Source organism: Mycolicibacter sinensis, from assembly GCF_001673565.1.
GTDB classification, from domain to species: domain Bacteria; phylum Actinomycetota; class Actinomycetes; order Mycobacteriales; family Mycobacteriaceae; genus Mycobacterium; species Mycobacterium sinense_C.
Genome location: NZ_LZMF01000065.1, coordinates 1 through 11,044, shown reverse-complemented (window position 1 = coordinate 11,044; position 11,044 = coordinate 1). Strand labels below are relative to the sequence as shown.

The 11,044-nt window shown below is 67.7% G+C and carries 12 protein-coding genes; 2 read left to right on the top strand and 10 right to left on the bottom strand.

The window, feature by feature from the left end; genetic code table 11:
- A partial coding sequence (locus tag A5648_RS10415; RefSeq protein WP_065024474.1) for an amidohydrolase family protein occupies nucleotides 1-1,033 on the top strand: 1,033 nt, incomplete at its 5' end.
- 4 nt (nucleotides 1,034-1,037) lie between these two features.
- On the opposite strand, the gene A5648_RS10410 is transcribed toward A5648_RS10415, so the two are convergent.
- Genes A5648_RS10410 through A5648_RS10365 form a run of 10 tightly spaced genes read right to left on the bottom strand, consistent with a single transcriptional unit; the run spans nucleotide 1,038 to nucleotide 10,732 of the window.
- Nucleotides 1,038-1,532 (bottom strand): nuclear transport factor 2 family protein, encoded by a 495-nt coding sequence (locus A5648_RS10410; RefSeq protein WP_065024473.1) that lies wholly within the window; start codon nucleotides 1,530-1,532, stop codon nucleotides 1,038-1,040.
- Nucleotides 1,532-1,954, bottom strand: coding sequence for a Zn-ribbon domain-containing OB-fold protein (locus A5648_RS10405; protein ID WP_065024472.1), 423 nt, complete (start codon nucleotides 1,952-1,954; stop codon nucleotides 1,532-1,534). Before A5648_RS10405 ends, A5648_RS10410 begins: the two co-directional genes overlap by 1 nt.
- 6 nt (nucleotides 1,955-1,960) lie before the next feature.
- A complete protein-coding gene (locus A5648_RS10400) occupies nucleotides 1,961-3,169 on the bottom strand; it encodes a thiolase family protein (RefSeq protein WP_065024471.1) in 1,209 nt (402 codons plus the stop codon).
- Nucleotides 3,170-3,193: 24 nt separating this feature from the next.
- Nucleotides 3,194-5,419 (bottom strand): acyl-CoA dehydrogenase, encoded by a 2,226-nt coding sequence (locus A5648_RS10395; RefSeq protein WP_065024470.1) that lies wholly within the window; start codon nucleotides 5,417-5,419, stop codon nucleotides 3,194-3,196.
- Nucleotides 5,416-6,426 (bottom strand): NAD-dependent epimerase/dehydratase family protein, encoded by a 1,011-nt coding sequence (locus tag A5648_RS10390; RefSeq protein WP_065024469.1) that lies wholly within the window; start codon nucleotides 6,424-6,426, stop codon nucleotides 5,416-5,418. Before A5648_RS10390 ends, A5648_RS10395 begins: the two co-directional genes overlap by 4 nt.
- A 5-nt stretch (nucleotides 6,427-6,431) precedes the next feature.
- On the bottom strand, nucleotides 6,432-6,872 hold the full coding sequence (locus A5648_RS10385; RefSeq protein WP_065024475.1) for a nuclear transport factor 2 family protein: 441 nt from the start codon (nucleotides 6,870-6,872) through the stop codon (nucleotides 6,432-6,434).
- The gene (locus tag A5648_RS10380) at nucleotides 6,869-7,765 is read right to left on the bottom strand and encodes an IclR family transcriptional regulator (protein ID WP_082966420.1); all 897 of its coding nucleotides are present in this window, start codon (nucleotides 7,763-7,765) and stop codon (nucleotides 6,869-6,871) included. The genes A5648_RS10385 and A5648_RS10380 overlap by 4 nt, the downstream gene beginning before the upstream one ends.
- Before the next feature lies 1 nt (nucleotide 7,766).
- Nucleotides 7,767-8,600: an SDR family oxidoreductase gene (locus A5648_RS10375; RefSeq protein WP_065024467.1), complete on the bottom strand. Its 834-nt coding sequence runs from the start codon at nucleotides 8,598-8,600 to the stop codon at nucleotides 7,767-7,769.
- Between the two features lie 13 nt (nucleotides 8,601-8,613).
- Nucleotides 8,614-9,429, bottom strand: coding sequence for an SDR family NAD(P)-dependent oxidoreductase (locus tag A5648_RS10370; protein WP_065024466.1), 816 nt, complete (start codon nucleotides 9,427-9,429; stop codon nucleotides 8,614-8,616).
- A 40-nt stretch (nucleotides 9,430-9,469) separates the two neighbouring features.
- Nucleotides 9,470-10,732 carry an amidohydrolase family protein gene (locus A5648_RS10365; protein WP_064855815.1) on the bottom strand — a complete coding sequence of 421 codons (1,263 nt, stop codon included), beginning with the start codon at nucleotides 10,730-10,732 and terminating at the stop codon, nucleotides 9,470-9,472.
- Nucleotides 10,733-10,757: 25 nt separating this feature from the next.
- Here A5648_RS10365 and A5648_RS10360 point away from each other — a divergent pair.
- On the top strand, nucleotides 10,758-11,044 hold a 287-nt coding region (locus A5648_RS10360; RefSeq protein WP_207511649.1), incomplete at its 3' end, for an AraC family ligand binding domain-containing protein.

The window sequence follows — 11,044 nt, the reverse complement described above, 5'->3', positions numbered from 1 at the left end:
GCCCGGTGCGCACGAGAAGTTCTTCGCCGGCGAGAACACCGAGGGCCTGACCCTGCGCGAGATGCAGGGGGCTGCCATCGAGGCGCCGGCAGCCACCCGCAATCCCGCCGATCGGGTGCAAGAACTAAACCGCCAGGGAGTGCTGGAGGCGCTGAACTACCCGACGCTGGCCAGCCTGGTGGAACACTCCTCCGCTGATGACCCGGAGCTCACCCTCGCCATCATTCACGCGCTGAATCAGTGGATGGCCGAGCACTGGAGCTACAACTACGACGGCCGGGTGTTCTCCACGCCGATCATCAACCTCTCCGAGGTCGACGGCGCCCAGCGTGAGCTGGAGTACATCCTGTCCCACGGTGCCGCTGTTGCGTTGATCAAACCCGGGCCGGTCAACGGTGTTCACGGCTGGCGGTCACCGGCGCTGCCGGAGTTCGATCCGTTCTGGCGTGACGTGGAAGCCGCCGGCCTGCCCATCGTGCTGCATGCCAGCTTCCCGCCGCTCGACGACTACGTCGGCCGGTGGGAGCCGCCTTACACCCAGAATTTCATGGCGCAGAGCGCCTTCCGCTGGATGGTGCTGGGGCACCGGGAGATCGCCGACATGATCACCGCCCTGATCTGCCACGGCACCTTGACCCGCTTTCCCAAGCTGCGCATCGCCAGCGTGGAGAACGGCAGCTCATGGATCGCGCCGCTGTTTCATGACTTCGGCGACCTGTACAAGAAGATGCCGCAGAACTTCCCCGAGCACCCGCATGAGGTGTTCCGGCGCAACATTTGGGTCAGCCCGTTCTGGGAGGGTTGTATCTCCGATGTCGTCGAAACGGTCGGCTGGGACAAGGTGCTGTTCGGATCGGACTACCCGCACCCCGAGGGCCTGGCCGAGCCGAAGGGATTCTGGCGCTACGCCGAGGACATGTGTGTTCGGCGCACCTATGACTTCATGGGCGACAACGCCCGCCGGTTCATGGGGCTGCCGATCGCAAACCCGGATCCGGAGGCCACCAAGCCGCCGGTGGCAGCGGGCGCCTGAGCACTTAGCTCGTCAGCCGCTTGGCCACTCGGCCGACCACCGCACGGATACGCGGCGAGACATACACCGCCACCAACCCGTTGAACACGTCCTCACGCAGCCGGGTCAGCGTCGAGGTGTTGATCCGCCACTGGCCGTCGATCTTTTCGTAGGTCTCGGTGTAGTGGCCGTACCCGCGCAGGTTCACGCCGGGGCCGAAGCGCACCACGTCTTCCAGGGCCCACACTCCTTTGGCTGTCGTCGGCGAGGTCAGCTCGATATCGGGCGCATGCACCTGATGGACGGTGGCCTGGGAGCGCAGGCTCTTGCGGGTGAAGGCCACGAAATCGTCGGCGCCGCTGATGACTTTCCCGCCGGCCTGCGCGGTATCGCTGACGAAGTCGTCGGTGAACAAGGCGCGCCAGGCCCCCCAGTCCTTGGTGTCCAAGTAGCGGCAGTAGCGCGACTTGAGCCGTTTGATCGCCTCGATCTCCAGCAGCACCGCAGCATCGTCAGCCATCAACCCACCTCCGGCACGGGTTCGTAGCGCAGCATCGTCACATCGTGGTCGGGGTAATCACAGAACACCGGCTTGACCCGCATGCCGACCACCAGGTCGTCGGGGTCGACATTGACCAGTTCGGTGGAGAACCGTGGCCCCTCATCCCATTCGACGATCGCCAACAGTTGCGGCACGGCGTCGGCGAAGTGCAGGCCGACCGGCCGACGGGCCACCGTAAAGGAGTACAGCGTGCCCATCCCGGAGATCTCCCGCCATTCCAGGTCGTCAGCCAGGGTGCGCGGCGCCCGTACCCGCGGGTAGAAGACATAGCTCCCCGCCGACGGCGAGTACTGGATGACGATGCGGTGTTCGGCCAGGGCGTCCCAAAAAGGTGCGGTGGTCGGCGTTTTGACCGGCATCGGGCGTTCGAAGGTGGTCATCGGCGCTCAATCCCCTTCCAGAATGAGGGTGGTCTGTTCGGACAGGATCCCGCCGTTGCCGGAGACGAAGGCCCGATTGCAATCGGTCACCTGCGCTGAGCCGGCGCGGCCCATGATCTGGCGGGCGGCGTCGCAGACGTGGTGCATGCCGCCGGCCAGGCCGGCCTGCCCGAACCCGAGTTGGCCGCCGGCGGTGTTGAGCGGGAAGTCGCCGCGGAAGGTCAGGTCGTGATCGGTGATGAACTGCATGCCTTTGCCTTTTTCGCAGAATCCGGCGTCTTCCAGCGAGAGCAGCACCGTGATCGTGTAGCAGTCGTAGATGGAGACCATGTCCATGTCCGCGCGGGTCAGATCCGTCATCGCGAAGGCGGTATCGGCGGCCTCGGCGATCGGGGTGGCCAGCAGGTCCGCGGCGTAGGTCGGGGTCTTGAACGGCACGTGCTCACCGAACCCTTTGATCCACACCGGGCGATTGCGGGCGCGTTTGGCGATGTCGGCCGACGCGATCACCACGGCGGCCCCGCCGACGCAGGGCATCACGATCTCCAGCATGTGCAGCGGGTCGGCGATCACCGGGCTGGCCAGCACCTCATCCACCGTCAGCGGCGTGTCGCGCCAGATGGCGCCGTCGGTGTGGTTGGCGTTGACGCGTTGGTCGACGACGATCTTGGCCATGGCCCGCTCGTCGTAGCCGTAGACCGCGCCGTAGCGGGTGGCCACCTGCCCGTAGGGGCCGTTCTGGCCGAGGTTGCCGTAGGGGATTTCGAATTCCGCTTGAGGCGAGCCGTATTGGTTGCTCGACGAGCCGAAGAACATCGCGTCGACCAGCGGCCTCGGCTTCTTCTCCGACATCGGGGTGATGTAGCGGGCCGGCAGCGCGCACAGCACCACATCGCAGATTCCCAGCTCGATCGCCGCCGCCGCCCGCCACACCATGGCGGCAGCGCTGGCACCGCCCAGGTCGACGATCTCAGCGAATCGGGCGGGAATCCCGAGGTATTCAGCGATGGTCGAGGGAACGAAGATCGCCGACTCGCCCAGGTGCGAGGTGACGATTCCGTTGACGAGTTCGCCGGGCAGGCCCGCGTCGGCCAGGGCGGCCGCACTCAACTCGGCCCATTGCTCGAGCGTGAACGGGGCCGGGGCCGCCTTGTTCATCCGCTCCGGCGGCAGCTCGACGTAGCCGACGATCGCGGCCTCTCCACGTAGTCCCATGTGCTGTCCTCTGTCTGAATGCGGTCACTTGCGGGGAAGGCCCAGGATCATCTGTGCGATGACGTTCAGCTGAATCTCGTTGGTGCCGCCGCCGATCAACTCGGCGGGCGACAGCAGATACGGTTCGACGACGGCCGGGTCGGAGTCGGCGGCCATCGCCAGGCGCCCGGCGGTGGCCAGGGTGGACTGGAATGTGCGGCGCAGTAAAAGGTTCATCGCCACCTTGGCGATGCTCGATGCCGCCCCGAGGCCCTGGCCGTCCAGTAGCCGGATGGTCTCGCGCACCCCGAGCGCCTTGATCGCATTCGTGTAGGCGTCCAGCTCGCCCAGTGCCCGCACCGCGTCGTCACGTTGCTCACCGTGACCGGCAGCGATGCGCCGCAATGCGATGGCCCGATCGTTCTGCACGTATCCGCTGATGGCCGAACGCTCTTCGGCCATGGTGGCGATGGCCAGCTGCCAGCCTCCGGTGGGCTCACCGAGCAACATGTCGTCGGGAACGAAGACGTCGGTGAGGAAGACCTCGCTGAACTCGGCCGCGCCGGTGGCCTGCACGATCGGCTGGACCTCGATGCCTGGCGAGCGCATGTCCACGATGAAGTAGCCGATGCCGCGGTGTTTGGCCGCAGCAGGATCGGTGCGGGCCAGCAGTGCTCCGTAGTCGGCACGTTGAGCACACGATGTCCAGATCTTGTGGCCGTTGATGCGCCAACCGCCGTCGACCTTGACCGCGCGGGTGGTCAACGAGGCCAGATCGGATCCGGCTCCGGGCTCGCTGAAGAGCTGACACCAGGCGAGCTCCCCGCGCTGCGTCGGCGGGATCAGCCGCTGTTGCAGCGCCTCGGGCGCCGCCTGCAGCAGCGACGGCAGGATCCATTCGGCGATGCCCAGCGACGGCCGCACCAAGTCAGGCCTTTTGGCGAACTCCTCGGCGATGATCAGCTGCTGCAACGGGGTGGCGTTGACGCCCGACGGCGGCGGCCACTGCGGGGCGATGAGTCCGGCTTGTGCGATCAAGCTACGCTGCGGGCCGGTTTCGAAGTGTGGGTAGTCGCCTTGGCGTCCAGGCCCGTCGTTGCACAGTGCAGTGGCGGCATCGAGCGTCGCGGCGATGTCGGCCCGGAACTCGGCTTCGGCACCGCCGAGATCGACGGTGAAATCGCGCTGCTGCGTGGTCGTCAGCTCGCCGAGGCGCCGTGCCCACCCGGTGGCGGCCCCGACCGAAGCGGCGACGCTGGTGGCACGACGCCAGTACAGGTGCAGGTCGTGCTCCCAGGTGAATCCGATGGCGCCGAACATCGTCAGCGTGTCCAGGACGGCATCCGGGCACGGGGTGATCGCCGCCACCACCGCGGCGGCGGCGGCCATCTGATGCTGGTCGCGGGTGTCGGTGGCCGCGCGGACGGCGTCCCAGGCGGCGGCGCTGGCCAGTTCGCTGTTCACCAGTAGCATCGCCGCCCGGTGTTGCAGCGCCTGGAAGGTACCGATCGGTTTGCCGAACTGTTCGCGGGTGCGCAGATGTGCAGTGGCCGCCTCGACGCACCATCCGGCGATTCCGGCCGACACCGCCGCGGCCAACCCGACCGTGAGCCATTCGGCGCGACCGGGGTCGATACCGCTCAAGACGTCGGCCGCGCTCGCTGGGTAGCCGGTAAGGGTGATGGCGCCCAGGTCGGTGAGCAGATCGGTGCCGGCGACCGGGGCGACGGTGGCCTCCGGCCGCGACAGGTCGACGGCCAGCCAGATCGCCGTGCCGTCGGAGCGGTCAGCGCAGACCAGCGCGAGCCGCGCCGAGCAGGCACCCGAGATCAGTTCGCAGGCACCGTCAATGAGCCACCCGCCATCAACCGGATGTGCGGTGAGCTTCGCGTGCTGCGGTAGGACCACCGTCGCCGGCGCGCCGGCAGCGAGCCCGCCCAGCAGCGCCTCCCGGGCCGACGTCGCCTCAGCGAGCAGTCCGACCGCACCTGCGGTGACTGTGGACAGCAGCGGCCCCGGAAGGCACACCTTCCCGGCGGCTTCCAGAACGCAGGCGGCGTCGAGCAGGCCGCCACCTTGGCCGCCGGCCGGCTCGGGCAGATGGATGGCGTGAAACCCGTGCAGTACCAGCTCATCCCACCACGTGGGTAGCTCACCGGCCGCCAGCGCGTCGAAGGCCTTGCGGGTGTCGGCGATCGGGGCGTGCCGGGCGGCGAACCGCCGCAGCGACTCGCCGAGTTCGCGCTGTTCGAGGGTCAGTGCCACGCTCACGAGCTCTCCAGCTTCGTCGTGCGCCGTCTGCTACGGAAGAAGACGGCGGCTTCGGCCAAGGCGCCAGTGGTCGGCTTGGGCGCCCAGCCCAGTTCCCGGACGGCCTTGTCGTGACTCATCGGCGACATGATGTGCAGCAGCCGCATCGACAGCACGGTCAGCGCCGTGTCCCGGCGGCGCAGGCGGGCAACGAACTGCGAGACCCGTCCCAAGGCCGACATCACCGCGAGCGGCACGCCGTACTTGGGCGGCGCGACATCGACTGCGCTACAAGCAGCGTGATAGATGTCGCGGGCGCTCATGAACCGTTCGGAGACGATGTAGCGTTCGCCGGGACGGCCGCGTTCCCCGACCAGGATCAGGGCGCGGGCCGCGTCATCGATGCCGACGACCTCGGCTTGCGCACCGGAGATGTAGAAGGGCAGCTTGCCGCGGACGGCAGCGGCGACCAGTCCGCCGTGCGGGGTGGGCTGCCAGTCGCCGGACCCATAGGTGTTGGCGACACACATCGCCACCGCGGGCAGCCCCCTGTCCCGGTGGTAGGCCAGCACCAGGTTTTCCGCCTGCACCCGGCTGCGGATGTAATCGCCGCCCGCCTCAAGCCAGTTGTGGGCGGTGCGCTCGTCGGCCAAACCGTGCTCGACGCGCCCGATGGTCCCGATCGAACTGGTGAACACGAACCGCTGCAGGCCGGCATCGACGGCCACATCCAGGACATGCCGCAGGCCCTCCACATTGGTGCGATACAGCGGTGTCGGGTCTCGCAGCCAGGCCCGCGCATCCACCACGCAGTAGTAGACGACGTCGCATCCACTCATCGCCGAGCGCACCGCGTCCTCGTCGAAGATGTCGCCGTGCCGGATCTCGACGTCGAGGCCGTCGATGCCGCGCGTCGAACTGGTGGCGCGGATCAGCACACGGACGTCTTCGCCGGCGGCGACGAGTTGCCGGGTGACGTGGGAGCCGAGAAATCCGCTGGCCCCGATCACCAACTTCTTCTGCACCATGCGTCTCAACCCGATTGAGCGGCACGGAGATCGAAGCTGCTCAACATTCGCGTCTGGGTGAAACACCGCCGCGCGATGCGCCAGCCGTCCGGTGTCAGCACCAGCTCGTCGCGGTATTGTCCGACCGCATCCACCCACTGCTGGGGATCGGCGGCCAGGGCCTGCACGGTGTGCACGTAGGTCACCGCGGTGGCATGACCGGCGTCGCTCACATCGATGGCCATGTTGTGCAGCATGTGCTTGGTGTCGCTCATCGCCTCATGCACCGTCGCCATGAACGCGGTGATGGAGTCGACGTCGGGCCAGTGGCCGATCTCGCCGTAGTCGGCGTCGACGTCGTCGGTGAAGCAGGTCCGAAACAGCTCCCAATCCTTGGTGTCGATCGCGGTCGCATACCGCAGCAGGACCTCGGTGATGTCGGCTTTCGCGGCCGCCTGGTCAGTCATGCCGGATCCTTCCTTGCCGCCCACAATGATTCGATGCGTGTCGCGGTCTCCCGCACGGCCGCGCCGAGATCGCTGACCTCGGCCGGAGTCATCGTCGCGAACGGGGACGCCCCCACCGACATGGTGACCGTGCCGTCGGGGTCGTGGATCGGGGCGGCCACATTGGCGACCCGGTGCTCGGCGCTGTCGAGCTCACCGGGCAGATAGTCCACCACGGTCAGATCGGCGAAGGCGCTGGCCAGCCGCGCGGTGATCTCGTCGGGCTCTCCCTCGGCGGCCAGTGCTTGCAGCGCCGAATAGACCCGGACATACTCGCGGCTCATCCGCTCGATCGCGTAGCCGCGGCTGCGCACTTCGTCGAGCACCGCGCTCAGCCGCCGGCGCAGGCGCGGTGAGGGGGCGCCCAATCCGCCCAGCCACTCCCGTTTGACCTGCTCGCCGGCCTCGGCGACGAACTCCCGGCAGAACGGGGCCACTATCGGCATCCGGAACCCGACGCTGACCAGCGGTGCCGCCAGTGATTCGCCGACGGTGTCGGTCACCACCACCGTCGGCCCTTGGCGGGCGCCCAGGACGACCTGCATGCCGACCGCGTCGGAGAGCCGCTGCAACTCCGGGCGGAACGCCTGCCTGTTGACCGGCCGGGTCAGCGCGGCGAGCGCGGGCCCCCACGAGTAACCGCCCGAACGCCGGTCGCGCACGATCCACTGCCGGGCCGCCAAGGTGGTGACGATCGCATGGCAGGTGCCGTGACTGATATGCAGCAGCCGGGCGATCTCCGACAGCGAGAAGCTGCGTTCGGGATCGGACGCCAACAGTTCCAGGATCCTGATCACGCGCTCGGTCGGGGGCGAAGAAACGGGAGTGCCCGGCTCGCCGGTATCCGCAGTCATATCAAGCATTTCCGGCAGCCAGTCGGGCGCGCTCGCGCACCGAGGCGACCACTCCGCCGTCGTTGAGGATGTCGGTGCCGGTGAGGTAGCCCGCCGCGTCGCTCGCGCAGAATGCCAACAATGCCGCCATCTCTTCGGGCTTGCCCCACCGTGGCACGGCGGCGTCGACGACCAGCGCCCCGGCACCGGCCTGCTCCTCCAGCCGGCCCATCTCGGTGTCGGTCGAGCCCGGCGAGACCGAGACGATGCGCAGCCCGCGGCCGTTGAACCGTTCGGCCTGCGAACTGCTGTACCACCGGACGAACGCCTTGCTCACCGCGTACGCGAAGCCGGAGCGCGCCTCGTTCGGAATCGGGTCGCACACGCCTGCCATGGCAGCCATGAAGGCGTGATGATCCGTCAGCGCCAGCGGGAAGTGTACGGCCGGGATCAGCTGCTCCGGCAACAGGTACGCGGCCATCGATGCCACATTGACGATCACCGATTCTTCGCCGGCCGCGCCGTAGAAGACCTCGTTGACGTTGAGCGTCCCGAGAGCATTGGTGCGCATGACATAGTCGGCGTCGCCCATGCTCGGGCTGACGCCCGCGGTGTGGATCACCGAAGCGATCGGTCCGATCCCGGCCGCGGTGTCGAAGAGCCGCGCGACGGCGTCCCGCTCGGTGACGTCACAGTTGACGACGGTGACCTCGACGTCCTTCAGTGCGGCGGCCGCGGCCTCCAACCGGTCTTGCCGCACATCACCGAGCACCACCGCGTGATCCCGCCCGACGATCTTCGCCGTGGCCGAACCGATGCCGCCCGCGCCACCGGTGATCACCGACACCTTCGGCATGACTCCTCCTGCCTCACTTGCCCATTGCGGCGTTGATCGCCTGCGCCATGAAGGCGGCCGCCTCGTTGCGGCCGAGGGAGGCCAGCAGCTGCGCCGCACCGGTGATCTGATCGCCGGCGTACACCGTGGGCCCGTTGGTCAGGTTGTCCAGCGCTGCGGCCACCGCCTGTTCGGCGGGCTCGGCCCCGGCCGGTACCTGGTCTGTCGACGTGATCTGGCCGCGTTCGTACTCCAGCCGGCGCAGCGCCGGGGTGTCGGTCTTACCGAGGATCAGGCCGATCACGTCGACGCCGGTGTGCTGCAGCTCGCTCCACAGCGCCTCGGCGAACACCATGTCGAAGGCTTTGGACGCGCCGTAGGCCACCATGTTGGGTCCGCCGACCAACCCGGCACCCGAGCCCACGATCACGATGGCGCCCGCACCGCGCTGAACCATCGGTTGCGCGAGAGCATGGCAAAGCTGCACCGGTACGACGCAGTTGCGCTGCACCATCGCCTCGGCCGCCGTAATCGTGTTGTCCAGAAAGGGTTTGAAGTCGGGGTCGGCGCCGGCGCAGTAGACCAGAAAGCCGACGGCCAAGCCCTCGACTGCCTGAAGCAGTGTGCGCGCCGCCTCCGGCTCAACGAGATCGACTGCCAACGCTAGGGTTTGCACTCGGTGCCGCTCTGCGATGCCGGCGGCGACCTCGTCGAGCAGCCGCTGCCGGCGCGCTACCAGCACGACATTGAGGCCACCGGCGGCCAAAGCTTCGGCGAACGCGGCGCCCACGCCATCGGAGGCGCCGGCGATCAGCGCCCACGGCCCGTACTTGCCCAGTCCCGCCGTCATACTTTCGAACGATACGTCGAGTATTCGACGTAGACAAGGGCTACGCCTTTGCCAGCTGATTCTCCGCATACCGGCGCGCCCACTCGGCCCGCGACCGGATCGAGGTGTCCACGTCGGTCGCGGTGGCCCGCAAGGCCCCCACCGTCGCCTGCTCTCGCGGCGTCTGAGCGAACGGGTCCCAGCCGAAGAAGCGGCAGGAGTTCTCCCAGGTGATCTTGTTGATGTCGGCGTCATCGGCGCCGGCGGCCTCCAACTCGGCGAGCACCTGCTCGGGGGCATCCGGCCAGAAGCAGTCCGAGTGCGGATAGTCGCACTCCCAGGCGATGATGTCGATGCCGATCTCGTGGCGCAGCTTCAGCGAGGTCTTGTCGGTGACGTAGCAGGCCAGCGAGTGCTCGCGGAACACCTCCGACGGCAGCTTGTCACCGAAGTCACGGCGCAACCACTTCTGGTTGGTGTAGTGCCGGTCGCTGCGGTCCAGGTAGAACGGGATCCAGCCGATACCGCCCTCGGAGAACGCGAACTTCAGATCCGGGTAGTTGCGCATCGCCGGACCCCACAACAGATCCTGGGCGCACATCGCCGAGATCTGGGTCGCCAGGATGATCAGGTTGTCGATCGGGGCGTTGGGAGCCATGCTGATCGCCCCAAAGCCGGTGCCGATGTGCAAACACATCACCACGTTCTCCTCTGAGAGCGTGGTGAACACCGGACCCCAGTACTCGTCGTCGTGGTAGCTGGGCAGTCCTTCCAAGTGCGGCAGTTCGGGCATGGTGACCGCCCGGCAGCCCTTGGCGGCCACCCGGCGGATCTCGGCGCACATCGCTTCGGGATTCCAGGTCGGCAGGATCGCGATCGGGATGAACCGGCCCGGATAGGAGCCCGCCCACTCGTCGATGTGCCAGTCGTTGTAGGCCGACACCATCACCAACGTGACGTCCTCACGGGTCATGTTGAGGTGCCGCGCGGAGAAGCCGGTGAAGGTCGGGAAGCACATCGAGGCCAGAATGCCGTTGCGGCTCATGTCCCGGACCCGCTCGTGCACGTCGTAGACGCCGGGGCGCATCTCGGCGAAACCGGCGGGGTCGCGGCCCCACTCCTCGGCCGGCCAGGACACCACGGCGTTGAGCCCGCTGACCCCCTGCGGCCGGCCCTGGTACATCCACTGGTCGACGCCCTTGTCGTCGGTGACGACGATCGGCGCCTCCGCCTTATACTTGGCCGGGACGTGGCGCAGGAACATGTCGGGCGGCTCCACCACGTGGTCGTCGATGCTGACCAGGATCAAGTCGTCGATGTTCATGCCTCTACTAGTACCCTGGATAATCATGACCGTCTCCGCGCGATCGGCCACAGAGTTTGCCGAACCGGCCAACATCGATCTGCGCCGGGGCGGCCGCGCCAAGGCCGGCAGCTATCTCTACGAAGGCCGGCAGCTGATCACCGGATGGCACTCCCACGACATGCACCAGATCGAGTACGCGGTCGGCGGCGTGGTTGAAGTCGAGACGGCCGCGGCGCACTATCTGCTACCCCCGCAGCAGGCGGCCTGGATTCCGGCCGGCCTGGAGCATCAGGCCACCATGCGGCCCGAGGTGCGCACCGTGGCGGTGAT